Source organism: Candidatus Thiodiazotropha endoloripes (genome assembly GCF_001708965.1).
In the GTDB taxonomy this organism is placed as follows: Bacteria; Pseudomonadota; Gammaproteobacteria; order Chromatiales; family Chromatiaceae; genus Thiodiazotropha; species Thiodiazotropha endoloripes.
Genome location: NZ_LVJW01000003.1, coordinates 130,364 through 156,559, shown reverse-complemented (window position 1 = coordinate 156,559; position 26,196 = coordinate 130,364). Strand labels below are relative to the sequence as shown.

28 protein-coding genes are annotated in these 26,196 nt (G+C 55.0%); 16 read left to right on the top strand and 12 right to left on the bottom strand.

What is annotated here, in order from left to right:
* Entirely contained in the window at positions 1-492 is a 492-nt protein-coding gene (gene ilvN / locus A3193_RS00735; RefSeq protein WP_068987702.1) for an acetolactate synthase small subunit, read from the bottom strand.
* Positions 492-2,210 (bottom strand): acetolactate synthase 3 large subunit, encoded by a 1,719-nt coding sequence (locus A3193_RS00730; RefSeq protein WP_069004294.1) that lies wholly within the window; start codon positions 2,208-2,210, stop codon positions 492-494. The genes ilvN and A3193_RS00730 overlap by 1 nt, the downstream gene beginning before the upstream one ends.
* A gap of 198 nt (positions 2,211-2,408) precedes the next feature.
* Between A3193_RS00730 and A3193_RS00725 the strand changes: the two genes are divergently transcribed.
* From A3193_RS00725 to A3193_RS00705, 5 genes are all read left to right on the top strand, one after another.
* Positions 2,409-2,849 carry a DUF4124 domain-containing protein gene (locus A3193_RS00725; protein ID WP_162272410.1) on the top strand — a complete coding sequence of 147 codons (441 nt, stop codon included), beginning with the start codon at positions 2,409-2,411 and terminating at the stop codon, positions 2,847-2,849.
* A gap of 6 nt (positions 2,850-2,855) precedes the next feature.
* Positions 2,856-3,200, top strand: a complete 345-nt coding sequence (locus tag A3193_RS00720) for a phenylpyruvate tautomerase MIF-related protein (protein ID WP_069013789.1) — start codon at positions 2,856-2,858, stop codon at positions 3,198-3,200.
* 399 nt (positions 3,201-3,599) lie between these two features.
* On the top strand, positions 3,600-3,716 hold the full coding sequence (locus A3193_RS20330; RefSeq protein WP_141694528.1) for a cytochrome bd oxidase small subunit, CydX/CbdX family: 117 nt from the start codon (positions 3,600-3,602) through the stop codon (positions 3,714-3,716).
* Positions 3,717-3,808: 92 nt separating this feature from the next.
* A complete protein-coding gene (locus A3193_RS00710) occupies positions 3,809-5,503 on the top strand; it encodes a tetrathionate reductase family octaheme c-type cytochrome (protein WP_069014689.1) in 1,695 nt (564 codons plus the stop codon).
* Positions 5,500-6,210, top strand: coding sequence for a cytochrome b/b6 domain-containing protein (locus A3193_RS00705; RefSeq protein ID WP_069004289.1), 711 nt, complete (start codon positions 5,500-5,502; stop codon positions 6,208-6,210). The genes A3193_RS00710 and A3193_RS00705 overlap by 4 nt, the downstream gene beginning before the upstream one ends.
* Positions 6,211-6,359: 149 nt before the next feature.
* Here the strand turns inward: A3193_RS00705 and A3193_RS00700 are convergent, their stop codons facing one another.
* On the bottom strand, positions 6,360-6,560 hold the full coding sequence (locus A3193_RS00700; protein WP_069004288.1) for a hypothetical protein: 201 nt from the start codon (positions 6,558-6,560) through the stop codon (positions 6,360-6,362).
* A gap of 176 nt (positions 6,561-6,736) precedes the next feature.
* On the opposite strand from A3193_RS00700, the gene A3193_RS00695 reads away from it, so the two are divergent.
* From A3193_RS00695 to A3193_RS00685, 3 genes are all read left to right on the top strand, one after another.
* Entirely contained in the window at positions 6,737-8,461 is a 1,725-nt protein-coding gene (locus A3193_RS00695; protein WP_069004287.1) for a proline--tRNA ligase, read from the top strand.
* Between the two features lie 112 nt (positions 8,462-8,573).
* On the top strand, positions 8,574-9,089 hold the full coding sequence (fabA, locus tag A3193_RS00690; RefSeq protein ID WP_069004286.1) for a 3-hydroxyacyl-[acyl-carrier-protein] dehydratase FabA: 516 nt from the start codon (positions 8,574-8,576) through the stop codon (positions 9,087-9,089).
* Between the two features lie 93 nt (positions 9,090-9,182).
* On the top strand, positions 9,183-11,150 hold the full coding sequence (locus A3193_RS00685) for a bifunctional aldolase/short-chain dehydrogenase (protein WP_069013787.1): 1,968 nt from the start codon (positions 9,183-9,185) through the stop codon (positions 11,148-11,150).
* Positions 11,151-11,185: 35 nt separating this feature from the next.
* On the opposite strand, the gene A3193_RS00680 is transcribed toward A3193_RS00685, so the two are convergent.
* Positions 11,186-12,142 carry a hydrogen peroxide-inducible genes activator gene (locus A3193_RS00680; RefSeq protein WP_069004284.1) on the bottom strand — a complete coding sequence of 319 codons (957 nt, stop codon included), beginning with the start codon at positions 12,140-12,142 and terminating at the stop codon, positions 11,186-11,188.
* A 236-nt stretch (positions 12,143-12,378) separates the two neighbouring features.
* On the opposite strand from A3193_RS00680, the gene cpdA reads away from it, so the two are divergent.
* Positions 12,379-13,218, top strand: coding sequence for a 3',5'-cyclic-AMP phosphodiesterase (gene cpdA / locus A3193_RS00675; RefSeq protein WP_162272411.1), 840 nt, complete (start codon positions 12,379-12,381; stop codon positions 13,216-13,218).
* Positions 13,219-13,225: 7 nt separating this feature from the next.
* Here cpdA and sfsA read toward each other — a convergent pair whose 3' ends face one another.
* Positions 13,226-13,936, bottom strand: a complete 711-nt coding sequence (sfsA, locus tag A3193_RS00670; RefSeq protein WP_069004282.1) for a DNA/RNA nuclease SfsA — start codon at positions 13,934-13,936, stop codon at positions 13,226-13,228.
* A gap of 157 nt (positions 13,937-14,093) precedes the next feature.
* Here sfsA and A3193_RS00665 point away from each other — a divergent pair, with 157 nt between their 5' ends.
* Entirely contained in the window at positions 14,094-14,762 is a 669-nt protein-coding gene (locus tag A3193_RS00665) for a hypothetical protein (RefSeq protein WP_069004281.1), read from the top strand.
* 181 nt (positions 14,763-14,943) lie between these two features.
* Here A3193_RS00665 and A3193_RS00660 read toward each other — a convergent pair whose 3' ends face one another.
* The 5 genes from A3193_RS00660 to A3193_RS00640 all read right to left on the bottom strand — a co-directional run bounded on the left by A3193_RS00660 (position 14,944) and on the right by A3193_RS00640 (position 18,539).
* Positions 14,944-15,234 carry an acylphosphatase gene (locus A3193_RS00660; protein ID WP_069004280.1) on the bottom strand — a complete coding sequence of 97 codons (291 nt, stop codon included), beginning with the start codon at positions 15,232-15,234 and terminating at the stop codon, positions 14,944-14,946.
* A complete protein-coding gene (locus A3193_RS00655) occupies positions 15,227-15,979 on the bottom strand; it encodes an efflux RND transporter periplasmic adaptor subunit (protein WP_162272412.1) in 753 nt (250 codons plus the stop codon). The genes A3193_RS00660 and A3193_RS00655 overlap by 8 nt, the downstream gene beginning before the upstream one ends.
* A 201-nt stretch (positions 15,980-16,180) precedes the next feature.
* A complete protein-coding gene (locus A3193_RS00650) occupies positions 16,181-17,416 on the bottom strand; it encodes a TolC family protein (RefSeq protein ID WP_083218691.1) in 1,236 nt (411 codons plus the stop codon).
* Positions 17,417-17,490: 74 nt separating this feature from the next.
* Positions 17,491-18,024: a thioredoxin family protein gene (locus tag A3193_RS00645; protein WP_069013786.1), complete on the bottom strand. Its 534-nt coding sequence runs from the start codon at positions 18,022-18,024 to the stop codon at positions 17,491-17,493.
* A gap of 32 nt (positions 18,025-18,056) precedes the next feature.
* A complete protein-coding gene (locus A3193_RS00640) occupies positions 18,057-18,539 on the bottom strand; it encodes a peroxiredoxin family protein (RefSeq protein WP_069004277.1) in 483 nt (160 codons plus the stop codon).
* Positions 18,540-19,038: 499 nt separating this feature from the next.
* Between A3193_RS00640 and A3193_RS00635 the strand changes: the two genes are divergently transcribed.
* The gene (locus A3193_RS00635; RefSeq protein ID WP_069013785.1) at positions 19,039-20,652 is read left to right on the top strand and encodes a hypothetical protein; all 1,614 of its coding nucleotides are present in this window, start codon (positions 19,039-19,041) and stop codon (positions 20,650-20,652) included.
* A gap of 3 nt (positions 20,653-20,655) precedes the next feature.
* Here the strand turns inward: A3193_RS00635 and A3193_RS00630 are convergent, their stop codons facing one another.
* Entirely contained in the window at positions 20,656-21,912 is a 1,257-nt protein-coding gene (locus A3193_RS00630) for a virulence factor BrkB family protein (RefSeq protein WP_069004275.1), read from the bottom strand.
* Positions 21,913-22,140: 228 nt separating this feature from the next.
* Between A3193_RS00630 and arsC the strand changes: the two genes are divergently transcribed.
* From arsC to A3193_RS00605, 5 genes are read left to right on the top strand one after another with little or no spacing between them, the layout of a single operon-like run.
* The gene (gene arsC, locus A3193_RS00625) at positions 22,141-22,488 is read left to right on the top strand and encodes an arsenate reductase (glutaredoxin) (protein WP_139116926.1); all 348 of its coding nucleotides are present in this window, start codon (positions 22,141-22,143) and stop codon (positions 22,486-22,488) included.
* A 33-nt stretch (positions 22,489-22,521) separates the two neighbouring features.
* Positions 22,522-23,121: an NAD(P)H:quinone oxidoreductase gene (gene wrbA / locus A3193_RS00620; protein ID WP_069004273.1), complete on the top strand. Its 600-nt coding sequence runs from the start codon at positions 22,522-22,524 to the stop codon at positions 23,119-23,121.
* 4 nt (positions 23,122-23,125) lie between these two features.
* Entirely contained in the window at positions 23,126-23,806 is a 681-nt protein-coding gene (gene hda / locus A3193_RS00615) for a DnaA regulatory inactivator Hda (protein ID WP_069004272.1), read from the top strand.
* Between the two features lie 55 nt (positions 23,807-23,861).
* On the top strand, positions 23,862-24,185 hold the full coding sequence (locus tag A3193_RS00610; RefSeq protein ID WP_069004271.1) for a BolA/IbaG family iron-sulfur metabolism protein: 324 nt from the start codon (positions 23,862-23,864) through the stop codon (positions 24,183-24,185).
* A gap of 3 nt (positions 24,186-24,188) precedes the next feature.
* Positions 24,189-24,551, top strand: coding sequence for a glutathione S-transferase N-terminal domain-containing protein (locus tag A3193_RS00605; RefSeq protein WP_069004270.1), 363 nt, complete (start codon positions 24,189-24,191; stop codon positions 24,549-24,551).
* A gap of 165 nt (positions 24,552-24,716) precedes the next feature.
* Here A3193_RS00605 and A3193_RS00600 read toward each other — a convergent pair whose 3' ends face one another.
* On the bottom strand, positions 24,717-26,075 hold the full coding sequence (locus A3193_RS00600) for an alanine/glycine:cation symporter family protein (protein WP_069013784.1): 1,359 nt from the start codon (positions 26,073-26,075) through the stop codon (positions 24,717-24,719).
* Positions 26,076-26,196: the final 121 nt, after the last annotated feature.

Here is a 26,196-nt window from a genome sequence, read left to right as displayed (position 1 = left end):
TTACAGACTCAAGCCTTTTGGACCGCGACCGATGCCGGAAGGGCCGGTTCGCACCACTTCGATGATCAGCTCTTCGTTCACCGCCTCGATGAAGGCGTTAAGTTTACTGGCCGCACCGGTCAGTTCAACGGTGTAGCTGGTATCGGTGACATCGATGATCTTGCCACGGAAGATATCGACCAGTCGTTTGATCTCCTCCCGTTGGGTGCGCTCAGCACGCAGTTTGATCATCATCATCTCCCGCTCAAGATGACCCCCTTCGGTGAGATCGACCAGCTTCACCACATCCACCAGCTTGTTCAGCTGTTTGGTGATCTGCTCGATGATCTCATCACTGCCACTGGTGACCAGGGTCATACGGGACAGACTCAGATCCTCAGTCGGCGCCACGGTGAGGGACTCGATGTTGTAGCCCCGGGCGGTAAACAGATTGGCCACCCGCGCCAGTGCACCGGACTCGTTCTCCATCAGAATAGATATGATATGCCTCATCAGACCAACTCACTCCCAGGTGACAGATACATCTCGTGATGCCCCTTGCCCGCCGCAATCATCGGGTAGACATTTTCAGACGGGTCGACCACCACATCCAGGAACACCAGACGATCTTTATGGGAGAAGGCCTCTTTCATCGCCCCTTCCAGATCTTCCGACTTCTCGACACGCATGCCGATATGTCCATAGGACTCGGTCAGCTTGACGAAATCCGGTGTCACACTCATCCCCGACTGGGAGTAGCGGCTGTCGTAGAAGAACTCCTGCCACTGACGAACCATACCCATGTAGCCATTGTTCAACAGAATGATCTTGATCGGCAGATCGTACTGCAGACAGGTGGCCAGCTCCTGGATACACATCTGAATACTCGATTCACCGGTGACCACCGCCACATCCGCCTTGGGATGGGCCATCTGTACACCGATCGCCGCCGGCAGACCGAAGCCCATGGTGCCCAGACCACCGGAGTTGATCCAGCGACGGGGTTTGTCAAAGCGATAGAACTGAGCGGCGAACATCTGGTGCTGCCCCACATCGGAGGTCACATAGGCGTCGCCCTTGGTTACCTTGTGCAGCACCTCAACCGCCTGCTGGGGCTTGATCAGCTCGCTCTTTTTGTCGTACTTCATGCAGTCCATGGCGCGCCATTTGTCGATCTGCTTCCACCACTTTTTCAGCGACTGCTGCTTCGGCTTCTTGTCGCCCTCATTGACCACCTTGAGCATGTCCTTCAGCACCTGCTTGACCGGTCCGACAATCGGCACATCGACCCGCACGTTCTTGGAGATGGATGAGGGGTCTATGTCCACATGGATGATGGTCGCATCGGGACAGAACTGCTTGACGTGGCCGGTAACCCGGTCATCGAAGCGGGCACCGACAGCGATCAGCACGTCAGTCTCATGCATCGCCATGTTGGCCTCATAGGTACCATGCATCCCCAGCATGCCGAGAAAGTTCTTGCCGCTGCCAGGATAGGCGCCCAGTCCCATCAAGGTCTGGGTAATCGGGAAACCGAGGGTATCCACCAGGTCGGTGAGCGGCTTGGCTGCATCGTCCAGCACCACACCGCCACCGGTATAGAAGACCGGGCGTTCCGCTTCCATCAGAATCTTGACCGCCTTCTTGATCTGCCCCAGATGCCCCTTCACAACCGGATTGTAGGAACGCATCTTCACTTTGTTCGGATAGTGGTAGGGGATCTTGATGCCGGGATCGGTAATATCCTTGGGGATATCGATGACCACGGGACCAGGTCGTCCGGTGGTGGCGATATAGAACGCCTTTTTAATGGTGTCAGCCAGATCCTCCAGCCGCTTGACCAGAAAATTATGCTTCACGCAGGGGCGGGTGATACCGACGGTATCAACCTCCTGAAAGGCATCACTGCCGATCACCGGTGTCGGTACCTGTCCGGTCAGCACCACCATAGGAATGGAATCCATAAAGGCGGTGGCAACGCCGGTGACCACATTGGTCGCGCCTGGGCCTGAGGTTACCAGTACCACACCGGGCTTGCCGGTGGCACGGGCATAGCCGTCCGCGGCATGTCCGGCAGCCTGTTCATGACGTACCAGGATGTGCTTCAGCTCTTTCTGTTTGAAGAGTGCATCGTAGATATGCAGAACGGCCCCACCAGGGTAGCCGAAAACATGCTCTACGCCTTCATCTCTCAAACATTGAACGATGATCTCGCCACCGCTTAGTTCCACGTGATGCCTCCAGTTGCGCCGATTTGTCTGTCGAGCGCAAAAACAATATCGAAACAGTGCAAAATACTAATACTCCACTAGCAGGTCAAGCGGATATACCCCTGTCATGGTGTGATTTCACTGATTGTGGCTTGCCATCAACCGCCCATGCCCCATAATATCAATCAATCGTGCAACCGGATTGACAGGGAACCTGCAGTGCAATCAAGAATCCTCCTCATACTTCCGTTACTGATTTCTACCGCAATATCCGCAGAAACCTACCGCTGGGTAAACGAGGATGGTGTCGTCACCTACTCTCAAACACCACCTCCCCAGGGCGAATCCGAAGTGGTCAAGACCTACAGCGCTCCCTCCAGCGATGCGGCGGCAGCCAAACAGCGTTTACAGAAGTTACGCCAGGAGCTGGCAGACCGGGAAGAGGACAGAGCCCTGAAAAAGGCTGAACAGAAGGAGAGTCAGGAGAGCCGGAAGCTGCGCGAAGAGAACTGCAAGGCGGCCAGGTCAAATCTACAGACCCTGAAGAGCCTGGGTAACCGTCTCTATAAAGCCGGCGACGAGTATCTGCGACTCTCGGATGAGCAGAAGCAGGAGCGGATTGAGGAAGCGCAACAACAGATCGAAGAGTATTGTAAGTAGAACGATATGCCACTACTCAGAATCACCACCAATCAGACCGTTGATGAAGACCGCTTGAAGGAGCTGCTGACAACCGCCTCGGCAACAGTCGCCGAGATGTTGGGTAAACCGGAGCGCTATGTGATGGTCGACTACGTGCACAGTCCTCACATGATCTTCAACGGCACCACCGCTACCACCGCCTACCTGGAGCTGAAAAGCATCGGACTGCCCGGGGATCGTACCGGGGATTTCTCCAAGCTGCTCTGTCTGCTGATGCAGCAGCAGCTGCACATCCCGGAAGACCGAGTCTATATCGAGTTCAGTTCCGCGGAGCGCCATCTGTGGGGCTGGAACTCCGCAACATTCTAGTGGGCGCTAATCAGCGCAAATAGTTGTCAATAGTATTCGAATTTTAATCCTGATCATCCCGCAGCAGGCCGGGATCCGGTCTCTCTATGAAGCTTCTGCAAGTTACATCCCCCTCGATATAACTTGGGACAAGCTGCTAAAAAAAACAGACACTTACATATTTTCTTCTGGACTGTCAGTAACCGGTATTGGTCCCTGTAGCCTGACGGTTTGGGACGCTACATCCAGCCATCTCACATTGACTGTGATGCTCTGGGCGTTGCCGATCTTTCTGCCCATCGCGATCGCATACATCGCCTGAACTATCGAAACATGAGGGAGCGTCTCTGCATTCAAGAGATACATAATTGCAGATCAGCCTATTAAACAGTAAAGCATTAAATATTAAGAAATTTCTTTATGGGGTACTTCACCAGGGTTGTTGGCGTACTGCCGGCATTGGCATTGGGAATTATCAATGTCATGTGGTACGAAGCCGAGTACGCTCAGCCCCGCGGGGACGAAACACTCCCTTAATTGAGTACCTGAATTAAGCTCAGGTAGGAACGAACAGGACCGGGCCGAAGCTGTTTATGTGTCGCGGTCATAACCGTCATCACGGATTCAAGATGCATAAACAACGCTTACTGGCTGCCAAGTCCGGTATCAGGGCCGGCGTATGTACCCTGATATTGATCCTGCCCCACCCCACCCAGGCTACTGAGGATCACAGCAGTCAACCGGTGGACAGTGACATGAATTTTCGCATCATCGAGGATACCGGACCGAGTATCCGGGATGATGGGGAATCAACCGCCGACCATAGCAAATTCGAAATCCTGCAGAAGGATTTCAAGAGTGGTCCGCAAGTAACGGAAGCCTGCCTTTCATGTCACACCGAAGCGGGCCGTCACTTCATGCAGTCGATTCACTGGACCTGGGAGTACGATCATCCGGCCAGTGGCCAGAAGCTGGGTAAGAAGACCCTGATCAACACCTTCTGCACCAACGCAAAAGGCAATGAGGGGATGTGCGCTCAATGCCATGCCGGCTATGGCTGGAAGGATGAAAACTTTGATTTCTCCAAACAGGAGAACATCGACTGCCTGGTCTGTCACGACCGCACCGGCAGCTACCACAAAACCCCCAACTCAACCGGCAACAGAGCCTGTTCAATCATGTTTGAAGGCAAAAAACCGATCGAGTGGAGCAAGGTGGCCCAAAATGTGGGTAAACCTGGACGGGAAAACTGTGGCTCCTGCCACTTCTATGGCGGCGGTGGTGATGGAGTCAAACATGGTGACCTGGATTCATCCCTGAAGCGGCCCAGCCGTGAACTGGATGTGCACATGGACGCCGAAGGTCTGAACTTCGCCTGCACGACCTGTCATGTTACCCGACAGCATATCTGGGCTGGCAGCCGCTATAACGTGATCGCACATGATACCGAGGGGTTGGGTCTTCCCGGTGAGCGTCGGGATGTGGCCACTTGCGAATCCTGCCATAGCGAAGCACCCCACGACTACAGCACATTGGTCGGCATCAAGCTGAATGGCCATACCGATAAAATTGCCTGTCAGACCTGCCATATCCCAACCATCGCCCGCGGCGGTGTTGCCACCATGGTGGACTGGGACTGGCGTACTGCAGGCAAAACCAAGCAAGGCGCCGGCTTCAAGGAGAAGAACTACACCCAGGCCAACGGCACCCATCGGGCCACCTATAAATCGATCAAGGGTAGCTTTGAATACGCGGAAAACCTGGTACCCCATTACGATTGGTTTGATGGGCAGATGAATTACACCACCATCGAAACCAAATTCGATCCCAGCCAGGGGCCGATTGAGATCAACGGTTATCAGGGCAGCCACAACGACGGCCAATCCCGCATCTGGCCGTTCAAACGCATGCATACCATCCAGCCCTATGACAAAGGCAACAACACCATGGTCTATATGCACCTGTGGGGTGACGACGGGGACGCCTATTGGGGCAACTACGATTTCGGCCGAGCCATCAAGGTGGGCATGGAAAAAAACCGTGTGCCCTACAGTGGCGAATTCGATTTCGTCGAGACCTACTCATTCTGGCCAATCACCCATATGGTTGCTCCCAAAGAGGATGCCATGGATTGTGCCGACTGCCATAGCAAGCAGGGGCGGCTGGCCGATCTGAACGGTTTCTACATGCCTGGACGGGACAGCTTTGGCTGGCTCGATATTCTGGGTTATCTCGCGCTCGGCGGTGCACTGCTCGGTGTACTGCTGCACGCCCTGTTGCGCAAGGTCTTCGGTAAGAAACCATCACAGGGAGGTGCACAATGAGCAGTCAAACCAACAACTCAAGCCAAAACACCAAGGTCAAGACACGGGGCAAAAAACACTATGTCATGATCTACAGCCGTTACGAGCGCTTCTGGCATTGGTCTCAGGCGATACTGATTTTCACCCTGTTCTACACCGGACTGGGTCTGCACGGCACCCATGACCTGCTCGATTTTCAGACCGCCGTGGTGATCCATACCTACGGGGCACTGGCGCTGATCGTACTCTGGGTCTTTACCACCTTCTGGAATTTCACCACCGGCCAATGGCGGCAATATCTGTTCAAAGAGGGTGTGCTGAAGGTCATCCGCTTTTATGCCTACGGTATTCTTGTCGGTGAACCTCACCCTTACAAGAAAGGGCTCCAAAGGAAACAGAACGCCCTCCAGTCGATGGCCTACATGTCATTCATGGTGCTGATCGGTCCTGCCCTCTGGGCCTCCGGGATCATCTATTTGGTGTACGACCTGTGGAGCGGCCATAGCTGGTCGGCTAACGGCTTGACCCTGATCGCCTTCATCCATACCGCAGCGGCATTCCTGATGGGTACCTTCGTGATCATCCATATCTACATGACCACAACGGGCAAGACACCCACCCACTACATCAAGACCATGGTGACCGGTTACGACAACATCGAGTTGACTGAAGCAGAGATCGCCTACATCGAAGAGACTCATGCGATTGCCGTGAAGGATGAGCCGTAGCCGAACCGGCCGCAAAACGACCAGCGGTTGAGGCCAGGGAGGGCAGAGTGCTTCAGACTGCACAGCCAGTCACTCATTGATGGCCGTCGGCCCCAGGATTGCGCGGGTCACTGGTCCTGCCCAATCAATCGACCGGAAAGTAGAGAGTGTCAGGGTCTGTGAACACCAATCCAATAGGCCCTGGGATGACAGGTAGTTTCCGTCTGAAGAGAAAAAGGGGTCTCAAAAGTTCTGGCAACCATAATGGATACCCGCTCCGGCTGGTTGACCATCATCCAGGTCAGGCACTCTCCCAGGTCATCACCGGAGTAGAGATGGAGAATCCACCCATGCAGCAACAGCTGCCTCAACTCGATAACATGCTGGCGTTTTTTTCGCTAGGGAGGTGCTGATCTAGGCATCAAAACCGAGCGCATTCGTTGCCGCCAGTCAGTTCAAGCAGAGTCCGATTTACCAACAATGGTGACCCGCCAGACAATGCGGGATAGAATCACGCTTTTTTTACACTTAAGGCTGAATGCTACTCATGCGTACTTCCCAGTTTCCACTCCATACCGTCAAGGAGACCCCGGCAGATGCCGAAACCGCCAGCCACCAGTTGATGTTGCGCGCCGGTCTGATCAGAAAACTGGCATCCGGACTCTACACCTGGCTGCCCCTGGGCCTGCGGGTACTGCGAAAAGTTGAACGGATCGTCCGCCAGGAGATGAACCGGGCGGGCGCCCTCGAAGTGTTGATGCCGACGGTTCAACCCGCGGAGCTGTGGCAGGAGTCGGGCCGTTGGGAGCAGTATGGTCCTGAGTTGTTGCGCCTGCATGACCGCCATCAGCGGGATTTCTGCTATGGCCCCACCCATGAAGAGATCATTACCGACCTGGCACGCAATGAGCTGCGCAGCTATAAACAGCTACCGGTCAACTTCTATCAGATCCAGACCAAATTTCGCGATGAGGTCCGTCCCAGGTTCGGTGTCATGCGCGCCCGGGAATTTCTTATGAAGGATGCCTACTCCTTCCATCTCGATCACGCTTCCCTGCAACAGACCTACGATCAGATGCATCAGGCCTACAGCCGTATCTTCTCCCGCTGCGGACTCGATTTCCGTCCGGTGGCCGCCGACACCGGCAGCATCGGCGGCAACGCCTCCCATGAGTTTCATGTACTGGCCGAGTCGGGTGAGGATGCGATTGCGTTTTCCAGTGGCAGTGACTATGCGGCAAATATCGAGCTGGCGGAAGCGGTCGCGGTGGAGCAGACAAACAGCGACGGGGATGAACCGATGTCCCTGGTGGATACGCCGGATGCGAAAACCATTCAGGAGCTGGTGGAGCAGTTCGACCAACCGATCGATCACACGGTCAAGACCCTGGTTGTCAAAGCGACCGAAGAGAGTGATGTGAGCTTGATCGCCCTGCTGGTGAGAGGAGACCACGAACTGAATGAGATCAAGGCGGAAAAGCTTGAGGAGGTCGCCACTCCCCTCTGTTTCGCCACCGAGGAGGAGATCCGCGAAAGCCTGGGAGCCGGCCCCGGATCACTGGGTCCGGTCAATCTGACGATACCCATCATTGTGGATCGCAGTGTGGCAGAGATGAAAGACTTCAGTGCCGGCGCCAACCAGGATGGCAAACATCTGTTCCACATCCAGTGGGGACGGGATCTCGAACAGCCTGCCAGGGTTGCCGACCTGCGCAATGTCCAGGAGGGAGATCCGAGTCCGGATGGTGAGGGCACATTGACCATTGCCCGGGGCATCGAGGTCGGCCATATCTTCCAGTTGGGGGATAAATACAGCCAGGCACTGAATGCCACGGTGCTGGACGAAAACGGCAAGGCCGTGGTGATGACCATGGGGTGTTACGGTATCGGCGTCACCCGGGTGGTGGCTGCCGCGATCGAACAGCATCATGATGATCGGGGTATCATCTGGCCGAACTCACTGGCTCCGTTTCAGGTGGCGCTCTGTCCAATGAAAATGAGCAAGTCCGAACGGGTCAGAGAGACGGTGGAAAAACTCTATGAGCAGTTGAATGCTGTTGGCATTGAGGTCTTGCTGGATGATCGGGATGTCAGACCCGGCTTCATGTTTGCCGATATGGAACTGATCGGCATACCCCATCGCATCGTGGTTGGCGATAAATCCCTCGACCAGGGTCAGGTGGAATACCGGGCGCGCGGTGATTCGGAAAACCAGTTCATTCCTGTGACGGATATCGTCAATCACATCAGCTCAGTGTTAATGAATAGTTAATTTGAACAACAATTCACATCAGAGCGATTGACACAACCCTATCCGAACTAGGACACTACTGGGTTTTTCCGCCCCGGCCGGGTGGATTGCTAAATTGAGAGGCATGAGCAGAATGACCAAACAGAGTTCTTTTAACCGCGATGAGCTGTTGAGTTGCGGCAGCGGCGATATGTTTGGCACGGGCAACGCGCAACTGCCTACCCCGAATATGCTGATGATGGACCGCATCACCAAGATTGCGGATCAGGGCGGTGAGTTCGGCAAGGGGGAGATCCAGGCGGAACTGGATATCAATCCCGATTTATGGTTTTTTGACTGCCACTTCCCCGGAGACCCGGTAATGCCTGGCTGTTTGGGCCTGGATGCGATGTGGCAGCTGGTCGGTTTCTTTCTTGCCTGGATCGGCAATCCGGGCCACGGTCGGGCGTTGGGCGTTGGTGAGGTTAAATTTACCGGTCAGGTATTGCCCACAGCCAAGTCAGTTACCTACCAGATCGATGTCAAACGGGTCATTACCCGGAAGCTGGTGCTTGGCGTGGCCGACGGCGTAATGAAGGTCGATGGCCGGGAGATCTATACCGCCAAGGATCTGCGGGTCGGGCTGTTCACCTCGACCGACAATTTTTAGTGGTAGCCACCAGCTTCCCAGCTTTATTTCCACGGCATAAGGTGTAACGATCCGTCACGGCATCAATCACGCCTCAAAACCAAGAGAGGCACTATGAAGAGCCAATGGAACCCAACTGAAGCGGCGGCCTGCGAAAATGAGTTGTCTCTACGGGTCTACACCTCCCGCTTGCTCGGTTCAGATCCCACGCTGGTACTTCACGGCGGTGGTAACACCTCCGTCAAGATCGTCGAGCCGGACCTGTTCGGTGAAGATCAGCAGATTCTCTATGTCAAAGGCAGTGGCTGGGATCTGGCCAGCATCGAAGCGCCGGGCTTCACCCCGGTGCGCATGGATCACCTGTTGCGCCTTGCCCAGCTTGAGTCCCTCAGTGACAGTGAGATGGTCAACCAGCTGAAGACCCATCAGACCCTGGCGAGCGCACCGACCCCCTCGGTTGAAGCCATTCTGCATGCCGTGTTGCCTTATAAATATGTGGATCACACCCATGCGGATGCGATCATCACCCTGACCAACACCCCACAGGGTGAGCAGCGCATCAGAGAGCTCTATCAACAGCGGGTCGTCGTCATCCCCTATGTGATGCCGGGCTTTGATCTGGCGCGCACGGTGGCCGAGCAGTTTTCCCAGCAGGCAAACGATCAGACCCTGGGCATGGTGTTGATGAATCACGGCATTTTCAGCTTTGGAGATGACGCCAGACAATCCTATGAAAGGATGATTCAGCTGGTTGACGAAGCAGAGCAATACCTGCAGAAAAACAGCGCCTGGGAGATCTCTCCGCAGGTGCAGCAGAGGGAAGTCCAGCCACAACGGCTGGCCCGCTTGCGCAAGGAGATCTCCGATGTCGCCGGTACCCCGGTGATCATGCAGAGTCACCGCACAGAACAGGAGCTCAGCTTCTGTCAGCGCACCGACCTTGAGCAGATCGCCAGCCGTGGGCCTGCCACTCCGGATCATGTGCTGCGTACCAAACAGCTACCGATGATCGGCTGTGAAGTGATCGACTATGTTGGCCGCTATCAACGCTATTTCGAACAACATGCACCACTCGCCCGTACCCCGGTGGAGATGCTCGATCCGGCACCAAGGGTGGTGCTTGATCCCAGTCTCGGGATGCTCAGCATAGGCAAAAACAGTGCTCAGGCAAGCATGGTGGCTGATATCTACCGCCATACCATGAAGATCATTCAACGGGCGGAGCTGTTGGATCAATGGCAGGCCCTGTCGAGCCAGGAGATCTTCGATGTGGAGTACTGGGAACTGGAGCAGGCGAAACTGCGCAAGGCTGGTAGTGCACCCGCTTTCCAGGGTGAAGTGGCACTGATCACCGGCGCTGCATCCGGCATCGGCAAAGCCTGTGCAGACTCCATGCTGCAACGGGGTGCAGCGGTGGTGGGTCTCGACCGCAATCCGGCTATCAGCCAGCTGTTTCCCGAACAGGCCTTTCTCGGCATTCAATGCGATGTTACCGATACCCTGGCACTGCAACAGGCGCTCTCCGACACCTGCTTGAAATTCGGCGGTCTCGATATGCTGGTGCTGAATGCGGGTATCTTTCCGTCCGGCTGTGATGTTGCCGAACTTGAAGATGCCAGCTGGCGACAGGTGATGCAGATCAATCTGGATGCCAATCTGGCCCTGTTACGGGAGTCACACCCCTATCTCAAATCCGCCGCCAGGCAGGGACGGGTTGTGGTCATTGGGTCAAAAAATGTTCCTGCACCCGGACAGGGTGCGGCGGCCTACTCTGCCTCCAAGGCGGCACTCAACCAGCTAGCCAGAATCATTGCCATGGAGTGGGCCAGGGACAATATCCGAATCAACAGCCTGCACCCTGATGCGGTCTTCGATACCGGCATCTGGACACCACAGGTCCTGGAGACCCGGGCCAAACACTATGACCTGTCGGTGGAAGCTTATAAAAAACGTAATCTGCTGGGGTGTGAGATAACCAGCCACGATGTGGCTGAGTTGATAGCGGAACTCTGTGATCTGCGTTTCAGCAAAACCACTGGCGCCCAGATTCCCATCGATGGAGGAAACGACCGGGTCATCTGAAGTTGTTGTTAACCCGGCACCTTAGCAGGTTAGGTTCAGCCGACTGCCAACTCCACGGCCGGCTCACCATCCACCAGACTGACCCCATTCAGATCACTGGCCCTGATCGATTCACCCAGTAACTCTACAGCCCGGGGTCGTGGAAAGCTCTTGCGCCAGGCCATGGCGATGCAGCGTTTGGGTGACTCCTGAGTCAATGGACGGGTAGTCAACAGATCCCAGCGCAGCGAGTCCCCACCGATGGCGGAATCGGGCAGGATCGAGATACCGATGCCGCTGGCCACCATGTAACGGATGGTCTCCAGAGACCCCCCTTCAAGACTCTTCTGCAGACTGATTTCCCCATTGGTGTGTTGCAGACACCCGGGACAGATCGCTTTCACCTGTTCCCGGAAGCAGTGGCCTTCACCCAGAATCAATACCGCCTCCTTCTCCAACTGGTCCACCGAGATGGTGTCGTGTGCTGCCAACGGATGATTGACCCGCATCAGCACGGAGAAGGACTCCTCATAGAGTGGTCTGGTGACGATCCCGGGCTCCTCATAGGGTAGCGAGATCACTACCACATCGAGCTCTCCCTGCTTCAACTGTTCAGTCAGATTGGCAGTAAAATTCTCTTTGATAATCAGGCTCATATCCCCTGCACGGGAATTCAGGACAGGAATCAGTTTGGGAAACAGATAGGGACCTACGGTGTAGATGGCGCCGACCCGCAGTGGACCGTCCAGCTGATCCACACTCTGGCTGGCGAGCTGCCGGATGGTTCCGGCCTCTTCCAATACCCGCTGGGCCTGGGCCACTATGCGCTCCCCCGCTGCCGTCAGGGAAACCTCACCCTGTCCACGTTCGAACAGCCCCACTCCCAACTCCTCTTCCAGCTTTTTTACTGCTACGCTGAGTGTAGGCTGGCTGACGTAACAGGCCTCTGCAGCGTGGCCAAAGTGTCTTTTTTGAGCCACAGCGACAATGTATCTTAATTCATTGAGCGTCATAATCTATATTGTAGACGAGGCGATAGAAAAAATTAATTGACGGAAAAATGTTAACCTATCAACAGAATTCGACATAGAATGTGGAACAATTCATAAGTTTAGGACATTGAAGCAAAATATCGGTTTAAGATTTGCTGATTCCTGATCTAATATGATGACAATACAATGATCATCCTGCTGGGGCCTGGAGAATCAAATTGCTCGTCAGCTTGAAAAACATAAAGATGAAACGCTCTATGAGTAGCCATCCCGACAACAAGCCAGAAATATTCCGGCAAATGCCTGCTGATGGATTGAACGTACTTCAGATCACGGATTGTCATCTCTATGCGGACCCTTCACGCTGTCTGCTGGGCATCAACACCCTTGAAACTTTCGACCAGATATTGGAACAGGCTCTGCGTGAAGCGGGCAGACCCGACCTGATCATGGCCACCGGCGACCTGGTGCATGACGCCTCCGACAGCGGCTACAAAAGGTTGCTCGGCAGATTCAAGCTGACCGAAATCCCAACCTACTGTCTGCCCGGCAACCATGACCAGCCGGGCAAGATGACTCAGCTGCTGAATCAGGACAACGTTCATTGCATCCCCAGTGTACAGGCCAAAGACTGGTCACTGGTGTTTCTCGACTCAACCATTCCGGGCAGTGACGGCGGCCGCATCGATCAACGACAGATGGCCCTGCTGAAACAGCTGCTTGAAGAGCACCCGGACAAAAACACCCTGATCTCCATGCACCACCACCCACTGCCAGTGGGCAGTCGCTGGATGGACACCATGGTATTGGAGCAACCCCAGGCCTTCTTCGATCTGCTGCAGAAGCACCCCCAGGTGAAGGGGTTACTCTGCGGACATATCCATCAGAATTTTGAAGCCACCTACCAGGGTCTAAAAATTCTCGGCAGCCCCTCGACCTGCGTACAATTCACCGCCGGTGAAGATGACTTTGCCATCGATCCGGCTCCTCCCGGGTATCGTTGGTTGAGTCTGCAGGCGGATGGTGAGATCGTCAGCGGTCTGAGCGCCCTTCCGGAGATCCCCTCAGGTCTGGATCTGGCCTCCATGGGTTACTGAACCAACTTCAATCCAGCCTGATCGGAACCTCACCGGTAACCTTCATCGCCTCCTTGCTATGCCCAATGCGTAGCGCCATCAACTCCACCCCGGACTTTTCCACCGCCTGCCGCAACGCCTGTCCATACTCCGGATCGATATGGTCTGCCGGTTTGAAACAATCACCTTCGGGGCGGTTCAGTGCATAGATCATCACGCCCCGCTGTCCCGTATCGCATAACTGGGCCAGTTGTTGCAGATGTTTGCGTCCACGGGTTGTTACTGCATCGGGAAAACAGAGACAATCCTGCTCCCATAAGGTGACGTTTTTTACTTCAATCCAGACATCCTGCCTCGCTCCACCCGGCAGCATAAAATCAAATCTGGAGCGTACTCCCTGACTCTGATGAGCGACTTCACGTCTGACCTCGGGATAATCAGAGAACGGCGCCAACGCCCCAGACCGAAGCGTCTCTTCGATGACCGGATTGGTTCGACCGGTATGGACCCCGATCCACCCCTGCCCCATATCCACCCGTTCCAGTGTCCAGGGGAGTTTTCGGCGAGGGTTGTCGCTGTGACTGATCTGTACCGGTGCCCCCGGTTCCCAACACCCCGACATACTGCCGGTATTTGGGCAGTGCACGGTAATCACCTCACCACCCGAGAGTTCCACATCGGCCAGAAATCGTTTGTATCGTTTGATGATATGGCCATCGGTCAAAGGCGGCAGGCGCATTTCTCAATCTCCAGGGTAAATAATTCGGACTATGCCGGGTTTATCGCCAATCCGCTTGGTGTATTATCATGTAGGAATACGATGTGGTAGTAATATCGTAAAAAACAATAAATGCCACATGCCGATAAAACGACCACCCCACCAGAGGTACCACAACATGAGACGTTTGAAATGGTTTTCACTTTGCACACTGATCATCCTGGGATCTACGGATCTTCATGCTGAAGGGGATACCCGGCAGTTCAATGTCAATCCAGGCAACATGATGGGTGGCATGATGAACCCGATGCGCAACATGTTCGGTGGCTATGACAGAAACCAGGGAGGTTATTACGACAACTACGACGCTCCCTACTATGCCCCCCAGGCCTATCCATACCACTACCCCCAGGGATATGGCGCCTATCCCGGCACAAGCTACCCTCAGGCTCCGGCTGGTTATGCAGCACCTTCAGCCCAGTATCCGGCCAATCCCGGTTACCAGCAGCCCAGTCAACCGGCAGCACAGACTCCCGCCTACCAGCAGCAGGCCGCTCCAGTCTATCAACAGCCACAACCGACGATGCCGCCGGCGACCCCCTACGCCAATGCTCCCCAGGAGCAGTTCCAGTTCCGCCCCATGGATCAACCATCGACGATGCAGGATTCGGCTCAGCCAGCCACCCCCACCTATGCTCAACCTCAGATCGCCGAACCTCAAGGTGGAACAGCTTACTATGGCAACCCTGCACCATCGGCCGCCCAGGGATACCAGCAACAACCCCAGGTTCCCGTGGAACCAAGCATGAAGTTCAGACCCCTGGACCAACCCGGTTACGCTCAATAGTGGATACCGGTCAGCTGGATAAACAGCTGACCCAACGAAGCTAACGGCCGAGCGGATTCACACCCTGCCATCAATGATCACTGGCCGGGGTCAAGGCGCAACTTTGAATTCTTATTCACCCCGAAGCCTGTCTGCAGGCCTTAGTGCAGGTTTAGCAGACGCCAGGGCCTGTTAACACGAATTAGCCTATGGTGAAATCACTATAGTTATGTTGATCGATCACCTCACAGGAGACTCCCGAGACACTGGCACCAGAAGGTCCCTTACGCAGCCAATCCTTGAGTTCATCCAAGGCGTCAGCACTGCCACAGGCAACAACTTCCACACGCCCGTCGCTGAGGTTCTTGGCAAACCCGGAAATCCCCAGTCGCTGGGCTTGATGTCTGGCAGATGCCCGATAGAAGACCCCCTGCACCCGACCACCAACAAAACAGCGCACACAGATCTCTCCGGTGCTGATTCGATCACTCATCTGCTATCCTCAAAACAGCCTTCTCTCCAGCCCGGACCACCACCGACTTGGGCGGCTGAAACATCGCTTCAAGCAGGTATCTGGCACCATTCGCATCTTCAGCAACGGGCTTGAGACCCACTCTGGAAATCTCACCGTTCAACCATTCACCCCGCAGGCCGATCTGCACGCCAATACCCGACTTCAGTTTATCAGCCTGCTGAGCAGTGACATCAGTCGTGACCTTCATTTGCCCGGTATGACAAAGATTGAGCAGTGGTTGCGCCTGTTGGCGGTTGATTACCGCCTGACCAGGTTGGACATAGATCTCCTCTACAATACCATCAAACGGCGCAGTGATACGGCTGTAATCGATATGCAACCGAACCTTGGCCAGTTGCGCATCCGCCTCCCGATAAGCCGCATCGGACTCTGCCGCTTCGATCTCAGCCTGCTTGCGTTCATGGTCGGACAGCAGAGTTCGATCGTAGAGCTCCAGGGAGCGATCCAACTCTCTTTTGGCCTCCGCATTCTGCTGCGTAGCCGCCTCCAGTCTCGATTCGGCCGCTGCCAGGCGACTTGTGTAGGCCCGTTGGTCCAATTCGATGAGTATGGTTCCACGACTGACCTTCTCGCCCACCCCGACATTCACACGACTGACCATGCCATCCACTGTCGTACTCAGCTCAACCTGCTGATACCAGCTGGTCACCGCCTCCAGGTCCAGGGCCACAGACTGTCCACTGTATAACAGACAGATTATCATCAGCACCCTCATGACTACCCCCTTACACTTATTAGATTTTATCCACTTGCCCAGCCAGGCCTCCACTCGTCAGCCACAACAGACCGAGAGGGATAACAGGAGCTCATTGCGGCTGAAAACCACTCAACTGCGGCACCTCAATGGCTGAATCAACGGCCGTCCTGTTCAAGGCCAGTACAGGCCCCTTTATACGCTTAAACCCTAAGGCTTCCCGGCACCCTTTTCCTGTTCCAGCAAGCCACCCGTCAATGCCTTGAGATGGGCCAACGCCAACTGTATTTGATATCTATTCTTCGCCTGCTGGAACTGGATATCGGCAATCTGGGTCATCGAATCACCCAGGTCTGAAGAGAGATCGAGCTCATACAGGGTACGACTGCGATCCAGGTAGAGATCCCTGAAATCCCCGGTGACCATGATCTCCTCTGCGGCCACGCGCAGTTGATTGAGCTCCATCCAATAGTCCAGAACCTGTTGCCGAAGGGCAAGCTCATAAGCCGCCAACTCAGCCTGTTTCTGTTGCACTCTGGCCCGCTGTCTGGCGGTATCCGCGTCCACACGACTGCCCTGATAGAGAGGCACTTCAAACACCAGAGCCGCAGTCAGCGGATTCCGCCCGCCAAGCTCCCGCTCGTAGGCCGCGGCCTCCAGCTGGGCACGAATCACAGGATTGCTTTCCGATTCACTCGCCTGCAGCTGCTTTTGTGCTGCCTGAAGCTCCGCTCTCAGTTTCTGCATTCCCGGATTACCGCTCAATGCCAAGGCCACCAACTCATCCACATCCCCTACCTCATCCGCCGCATCGAAACTGGGCGTTTCCAGGTCTGCTGGAAGATCGAGGGGGCGGTTCAGACTGATTGCCAGCTGGGAACGGGTGATACGCTGGCGGTTTCCGCTCAGCGCCATCTTTCTTCTGCTTTGCTGGTAGCGGCTTTCAAGCTCGAGCATCTCCACATCGGAGACCCTGCCGAGCTCATTTTTGGTACGGGCCCGATCGAAGCGGATGTAGTCGATCGACAGGGCCTCGGTGTCGCGGGCATTCTCCAGATCGGCCAGCAGCACATTGAAGTAACGGGCCATGACATCGAGCCTGCGCTGCTGACGCACCTCCATAAGCTGCCAGCGACGGGACTCCAGATCCGCATCCGCAGCTTCCAGAGCGTGTGCAGTGCGTCCAAAATCGTAGAGCTGCTTACTGATTTTGAGCCTTGCCAGGCTGTCGTTGTGGGTCTGATAGATGGCGATTTCCGAGGGTTCGATGGCTCGCAGTTCGGCACTCAGATCGACACGCAGATCATCTTTTGAATCGGCCAGGTGCCTGGCGGCTTCAGCCTGGGCCAGGGCCGCATCAGCAAGGCTGCGATCCGGATGTTGCGCATCGGCCAGACTCAGAGCGTACTCCAGCGTCAGTGGGGATGGCAGAGGCTCGACAGCCATCGCCCAGCCGCAAATCGAGCTCAGTAGAAACAGCAGAAATCGCCTGTAACAGGCTGTGTAGGACAACCTGACCACTACTTGCGCATTTCCTTTTTCTTGGCTCTTTTGTAACGGGAGAAGTTGGTCGACTTGTAATGACCATCCACAACGAACTCACCCAGCCACATGAACTCGTCGGCGCTATTGGTCGCACCAGTGAATCGGGTCAGCAGATTGCCATCGAGATCAAAAAAAGCGAACACCGGAGTTGCTCTTACCTTGAAGTGTCTGAAGGCAAAATCCTTCTCTTTGATCGGTTGTCCTTTAAAATCGGAAATCTCCACATCACCCTCGATATCCACGGTATAGATCTGGAAATGCTGCTGAAAGTAGTCCTGTACCACCACCTGATTGAGCACACGGCTCTTCATACGGTGACAAAATGGACACTCATCCATTTCAAACATGATCAATACGCCCTTTTTTCCCTCCTCCCTGGCGACCATCAGCTCTTCACTGAAATCCCCCAGAGATTGATTGAAAAAGTGTTCACCCGGATCCCGGGTTGCAGCAGATGCCTCGGCAAGCGTCAGGCAGAACAAAACCAGCAGCAGGATGGTTCGTATCATCTATCGCTCCTTAGGGCTGTAATCACTAATCCCTAGTTGGTCTCTTCATTTATGAAAGTCTCCAGATCCTCCAGAGTGACCGGTCCAACCTGACGGGCAACCAGCTCACCTTCAGGGTTGACCAGAAACGAGGTTGGCAGACCGGGCACCCGCCCCAGCTCGGTGCGTGCTGCCGGCTTGGTCAACAGGATCGGATAGCTGAGAAACTGTTCATCGACAAAGGTCTTCAGCCGGTGCGGATCGATCCGCTCCATCGCCACACCCAATACCACCGCATCCTTGTCTTTGTGATTGTTGTGGAACACCTCCAGTTCCGGCAACTCCTCCCGACACGGTGGACACCAGGTAGCCCAGTAGTTGACCAGAACCCATTTCCCCCGATAGTCGGAAAGGCGGTAATTTTTGCCATCCAGGCCCGGCAGTTCAAAATCCACCGGTTCGGCTACGACCGGTTGGATAAACAGCCACAATCCACAGATCAACAGGATACGGCTCAGGGGATTGTTGCAATGCATAGATCTCTCCAGTGGAACGGTATTCGTCTAGGGTCTGTTGTCACTCATTCAATCAGCCCTGGTTTGGACGATCTTTCAGACCGCCATTTTCATGCTTAATTCCGATAAGTTCAATTCAGGTAAACCATAATCGACAACCTGAAACGGATCGGAGGCAGAGCAAAGCTCTGGGAGATCCAGGGGTATCCAGGGAGATGTCAACACAGGAATATTCAAGAATTAACCTACTAAATTACAATAACTTTGTCTAAAAAACCGGGGTCTTTCAGGCTGAGCTTGGATTATACTCCACCTATACAACGATCAATTAAACCACTGACTAAAAGACTTGTTGCGGGACAACGCTGTGTTGAGGATTAAACATCCCTGCAGCAACCAATAATGATATAGTTTCCGTCAGGGCCTGTTAACAGCCTCCCGTGGGCCACGCAGTAAACAAGGCAACAATCAGCCGGACCCGCTAATCACCCTCATAAAGGAAACGGACCAACACCACACCATGTTTGATTTTTTCAGCCAGCGGCCCCCTGTACAAAAGCAACCTCAGTTCTTTGTACCCAAGGCCGATCCATTTGAAAATCCGTTGGTTGAGACCGATCCTCATCAATTAGCCCAGTGGGCTACCGCGCTTCCCTTCGCCAACCCTCAGCAGCTTGCTGAAAACGTGATCACCAGCCTGAGCCGCCTGAACCGTTTTCCCGGTCAGGTGAAAAAACGCGACGAGCTGATGCAGATCTATGTCACCCCGGCCATACGGTTGGCCCACGGCACGTCCCAGCGTAAGCAACAGGCACCGATCAGCCTGGTGCGGCGGGTTATGCTGGAGATGGCCTATGGATATTGCCATATCGTCAATCAGTGCATCAGCAGCAAGCAGAATAAAAAATCGGTACAGCGACTCGGGCAGGCAATCTACGACGCCAACAAATACTTCACGCTCGAATATCTGTTGGCCTGTGAGGATTTTGATTGCCGCTGCGTCTCACCCTATCAACATATCTCAAGGCTGATGACCTACGCCTGGGAGCAGAATCTGCATCTGCTGGAGATGGAGGATCATGACCAGAGCGAATCCCATCAGGCGACGATATCCCATCAGTACAACCGATTTCTCCTGCTGCTGCTGTTGGACCCTTGCCACCTGCAGGAGGGGGAACCCAGAATCTGCTTTGACTATCTGAACAGCCTCGCCGGTGAAGCCCTGATTACCGCACCGGATCAGGATGAGGATGCCACCGGCCGCTATGTGATCGATCGTCTGGGTGAGGTACCACCCTACCTCTACCATCCGGACTGCCTGGAAAACCTGCCACTGCCCAGGTTCACCCTGTTCGATCTGAGTCCCGTCAGTAAAACGCTGCACCAACAGCTGCGCCTGATGGAACAGTCGGAACAGAGTAAGCCGATCTGCATGAATCGTTTGACCACCAAAGAGGCCAACAATCTATTGGCCAGGATGCTTAAATCCTGGCACATAAGACTCAAGCGAGACAGTGAACGACACAATACCTCCGGCCAGATCATGGTATGGATCGGGGTGCAGAATGCCTATCAATACCTGGTCGGACAGAGTGCCAACGACGAGCATGGTGATGAGGAGATCACCATGACGCAACCGGTTGGCATGAGAGATTCGACACTGGGCGCCGGCAGCAGCCGAATTCTTGCATTACGCAGTAACCAGAGTCGCTCCGGAGTCGCTCTTCGCATACCGCGGCAGGCCATATCGAAAGATCTGATCGGACAACTGATTCTGATCTCAACCCATGAGACCAAACAGGGCAGTGACTGGAAACTGGGGGTTGTCAAACGGGCGATGAACTGTGGCGACAACCTGTTGGAAGTCGGTGTGCAGTTTGTGGCGGGCAAGTTGGAACCCATCACATTACGACTCGCCAAACAACAGACAGAGGAAGATCCGAATCCCGATCAAGGGGGGATATTCATCGATCAGGGCCACAACAATCGCAGCTCGCTCATCGTACCCAAACATTTTTTCGTCATCGGACAGGAGTACCGGGTCGAGGAGATGGTCCCCTCTTCGAGTATCAGCCCAATGCAGCAGCTTGAAACCACAGCTCACTTCGAGCGGTTTCGAATCAAGAGTGTCTAACTATCAACCCACAGATCCGCGCTGCTCTTCCAGTAACTCCTCAAGTGGACGATCCATGCTCTGCTCAAGGGTCAGGTTCAGGCTCTCAAGCAGCTCCTCTAGGGCCATGGGTATGTCGGCCAGTTCATCCCTGTCGGGGAGCACATAGGCGGCCGACTGGTAGAGATCCTTCAGCATCACCTGTCTCAGATCTCGGGCCAAAACCCAGCCTTTATCATCCGCTCTGAGTACAAGGTGGGCATTGTAGAGCGTGTTCAGTGACGCTTCGATGCGCTCTTCCGTAGTACCCGTGATACGGCTCTGAAGCTGACGGGTGGTCATGGAGAGACCCTGCCGCTGAGCATCCCGCAATTGACCAAGCAGTCGCAGCGCCAACAGAAAGGCTCCGCCCCTTTGCTGGGCATGCTCCCGCCAATCCTCCCGATAGATCCCCAGACAGTAGGTAAACTCAGCACCAAGCAGGGTTACCAGCCAGGAGAGATAGATCCAGATCAGGAAGATCGGTACCACGGCAAGTGCGCCGTAGATCGCTTCATAGGTCGGGAAGGTGGTTACATAGAGTGCAAATCCCCGCTTTGACAGCTCAAACAGCAGGGCTGCCAGCAGACCGCCCAGCAATGCGTGGCGCATGGGAACAGATCGATTGGGTACCAGTGCGTAGAGCAGGCTGAACGCCAGGGCGGAAATCAGCACCGGCATCATACTGAACAGCTTCGATCGCACCATCACCACCGCCTGGGCCTGTTCGAGTAACGGGATGGAGACCAGGTAGGAGGTAACACCGACGCTGACCACGATCAGTATTGGTCCCAGCGAGAGGATTGCCCAGTAGACGGTAAATTTTGCCAGGGGTGGACGCTGCTTTCTGACATGCCAGATGGTATTGAAGGCCTTATCGATATTACTCATCAACAACAGGGCGACAAGCACCAGAAAGACAAACCCCACACCGGTCAGTTTGGCCGCTTTCTGACTGAAATTCCTCAGATGCTCCTGCACGGCCTCACCGGCTGCGGGGACAAAATTCTGAAACAGAAAATTCTCGATCTGTTCCGACATTCGTTCGGAGGCCGGAAAAACCGAAAACAGGGCCAGCACCACCGTCATCAACGGTACCAGGGAGAGCAGCGTGGTGTAGGTCAGCGCGGCAACATGCTGTATCCCCCCATCGGCTGCGAAATGGTGAAACACCAGGCGCAGAAAGGCACGAACATGCCTTAGGCTCGAAGAGAGGGTCTGTTTGGTGTCCTGTAGATTCATTGATGTTTCCTTCTTGCGTCTTGATTGGCGCTTATTCAGGGCAACAGGGGCGATTGGATTCACATCATCAACCCGCTGACTCGGTATCTCTCAATAACAACAGGCCCTGGGCACTATTAAACCATGAAGGGGATAAAGATCACGAAAGCTTGCTCGCTGGATTATGATGGAGCGACCATCACCATCCGGATACAATGAACACCAAACAACATGAGACAGGAAACCAGAATGACCACAGAGATCTATCACAATCCGCGTTGCAGCAAATCGAGACAGACCCTGCAGCTGCTGGAGGAGCAGGGGGTGGAACCTGAGATTGTCGAATATCTGAAAACCCCGCCTGACAGTAAGACGCTGGAGACGATTCTCGACATGCTTGGCCTGGAGCCACGTGAACTGATGCGTCGCAAGGAGCCGGAATACAAACAGAATCAGCTCGACAATCCTGAGTTGAGCCGCAAGCAGTTGATCGAGGCGATGGTCGCTCATCCGAAGCTGATCGAACGACCGATTGTCATCAAAAACGGCAAGGCGGCCATCGGTCGACCACCGGAAAAGGTTCTGGAGATCCTCTGATCCTAGGGCCTGTTAACCTACGGAAACAAATCTATGGCGCAAGTCCTAATCTTATACTACACCCGACACGGTGCCACTGCGGAAATGGCACGCCTGATAGCCCGTGGGGTTGAAGAGATCGCCGGTGTGGAGGCCAAATTACGTACGGTCCCGGAAGTCTCTGCGGTGTGTGAAGCCACTGAAGACACCATCCCCGAGCAGGGTGCCCCGTATGTTACAGAGTCCGATTTCAGGGATTGCGACGGTCTGATTCTCGGCAGCCCGACCCGCTTCGGCAACATGGCCGCAGCGATGAAGTACTGTCTCGACTCCACCAGCTCACTGTGGATGAGTGGCGCCATGATCGGCAAACCCGCCTCTGTCTTCACCTCCACTTCCAGCCTGCATGGCGGGCAGGAGAGCACCCTGCTTTCGATGATGCTGCCGCTGATGCACCACGGCATGCTGCTGATGGGCATCCCCTACAGCGAGACCGCCCTGCTGAGCACCCAGAGCGGTGGTACTCCCTATGGATCCAGCCATACGGCGGGCAATGACAGCAAGCTGCCCATCACCGACGAGGAGAAACGCATCTGCATCACCCAGGGCAGACGCATGGCGGAAACCGTATTGCGGCTGGAAACACAGACCTGATCCCATGTCCAACCAGCTACCTCTTGGCCTGAGCATCAGACCGCGGATCGATTTCACCCATTTCGTGATCGGCAGAAACGGGGAGGCAGTCTCCCGCCTGCGCGGCGAACAGGATCCCTATATCTACCTCTGGGGAGAGTCGGGATCAGGCAAAAGCCACCTGTTGCAGGCGGCCTGTCAGCAGTCCCAGTCCAAAGGAGAGCAGCCGGCTTATCTGCCATTCAAATCGGAACATGGCCTGCAGCCGGAGATGCTGGAAGGGCTTGATGGTTTCTCCCTGGTCTGTCTGGACGATCTTCAGGTACTCGCCGGCGAGCAGGCCTGGGAAATGGCGATCTTCAATCTCTACAACCAACTGCAGGAGCGTGGCGCCAAACTGATCATCGCCGGTGACCGCCCGCCGGGGCAGCTCTCCCTGCATCTGGCCGATCTGGCCTCCAGGCTGACCTGGGGGCCCTGTTACCATCTGTTTCCACTGAATGATGAGGAGCGACTCGAACTGCTGCTGAGCAATGCGGAACTGCGGGGGCTGTCGATGAGCGTAGAAACCGCTCAATTTCTCCTGCAGAGAACCCCCAGGGATATCCATTTCCTGACCATTCTGCTGGATCGACTCGACCAGGCTTCACTTGCAGCCCAGCGTAAACTCACTATACCCTTTGTCCGGGAAGCGCTGAAACTATGAAACAGAACCCGGATCCAATGACTGATGTCGGTAAATCCTGAAGGTAGGTAGTGATATGACAACCACACAGAAAATCATCGAAAAAAAGCTGCAGGAATCCTTCTCACCACTCCACTTGGAAGTGATCGATGAGAGCCATAATCACAGTGTACCGGATGGGGCGGAATCCCATTTCAAGGTGGTACTGGTCACTGAGGCTTTTGAAGGGGAGAAACTGATCCAGCGTCACCGTCGGGTCAACAAGGTGTTGGCGGAAGAGTTGAGCGAGGGGGGTGTTCACGCCCTGGCGCTGCATACCATGACGCCAGAGGATTGGTTCAACCATGGCGGCACGGTGCCTGCTTCACCTGAGTGTCTGGGTGGTTCAAAAAAGAGCTAGCGGATGATGCTGCACTGGCTCACCAGTCTCATCTCCAAACCGCTGCGCCGTGATCCGGCGCGCCAGCGACAGGTTGATCAACAGACCAGTCGCCTGGCTCTCTACCACTTCCCCATCTGCCCCTACTGCATCAAAGTCAATCGCGTCATTCGCAAGTTGAACCTGAAGATCGAGCAGCGAAATGCAGCCAGCGATTCGAACTGGGCTGACGAGCTGCAGCAATTCGGTGGAAAGCTGCAAACACCCTGTCTGAAAATCCAGCAACAGGATGGTGACCGCTGGCTCTATGAATCGGATGATATCATCCGCTATCTCAGACAGAATTTTGCAACCCCGGAAGACCTTGCGAAAGATCCCAGCGCCTGAAACGACCAGAAGCGCAATCGATCCTCAGCATCAACCACGGTTAACAACAATCCTGTTCCCGAGTGAGCCACCCAAGCAGAACAGGGGCCGTATTGCAGCGTTGTCGGTGCATACAATGAGAGGCTCCCCCGCAATGGGGGAGCCGGATGAAACACCAACAACCGCCTACTTCAATGAATTCTGCTCAAAATATTCCCGAGTCAATTTGAAAACCACCGGGCTGAGCATCAGCAGCGCAACTAGATTCGGAATGGCCATCAGGGCATTCAGCGTATCCGCCACCAGCCAGACAAAGTTAAGATAGTCCTGCGCCAGCGCGCCAACCGGGATCATGATGATCCAAAGTACGCGAAATGGAACAATCGCCTTAATACCCGCAAGGTACTCAACGCAACGTTCACTGTAGACACTCCAGCCCAGAATGGTAGTGAAGGCAAACACCGCCAGACCCACACTGACAACCAGACCGCCAACTCCAGGCAGCGCCATCTCAAAGGCGGCAGAAGAGAGTGCCGCCCCGGTCTCGCCCGTGGTCCAGACCCCGGTGACAACGATCGCCAGGCCAGTGACCGAACAGACGATCAGGGTATCGATAAAGGTTCCCAGCATCGCAACCGTGCCCTGACGCACCGGACTGTCGGTTGCCGCAGCGGCATGTGCGATTGGCGCACTACCAAGTCCAGCCTCATTGGAGAAGACGCCCCTGGCCACGCCAAAGCGAATTGCAGCCCAAACCGCAGCACCGGCAAATCCACCTGTGGCGGCAACCGGCGTAAAGGCATACTCTATGATCTGACCGATGGCCGCCGGAATCTCGGAAATATTAAGAACGATGATCACACCCCCGGCCAACAGATAGGCGATAGCCATCAGTGGTACCAGTTTACCGGCCACTTCCGCGATACGACGGATACCGCCGATCAGTACCAGCGCGGCCAGCACGGCCATCACCCCTCCGGTAACTGCCGGTTCGATACCGAGACTCTCATTTTTCAGCAGCGCCTGAGCAACTGAATTGGCCTGTACGGTATTACCGATACCAAATCCGGCCAATGCTCCGAAAACGGCAAACAGGGTACCCAGCCAGGTCCACTTGCTGCCCAGGCCGTTCTTGATGTAGTACATGGGACCACCGACGTGGTTGCCATTCTCATCCACTTCCCGGTAGCGGACAGCCAGTACCGCTTCCGCATATTTGGTAGCCATACCGACCAAAGCGGTACACCACATCCAGAACAGAGCCCCTGGGCCACCCAGAGCGATGGCGGTGGCAACCCCGGCGATATTACCCGTGCCGATGGTTGCGGAGAGCGAGGTCATCAGGGCATTGAATGGGGTGATCTCCCCTTCCCCCCGGCCTTCGCGCCCTCCCCAGAGCATTTGAAATCCATATTTGAGCCGAGCCAATGGCATCAGCTTCAAGCCGATCATCAGGAACAGCCCGGTACCCAGTATCAGCACCAGCATGACAGGTCCCCAGACAATGCTGTTCAGCCCGCCGATCAGTTCTTTGATTAGTTCCACCGCATACCCCCTTATATGTTTTTATGTTGCATGGCAGGTAGTTAGGACATTTTTCGAATAGATTCGCCATGCACCTTGCGGGACCTCAGACGATACATCCGTGACCTACTATACACACTCA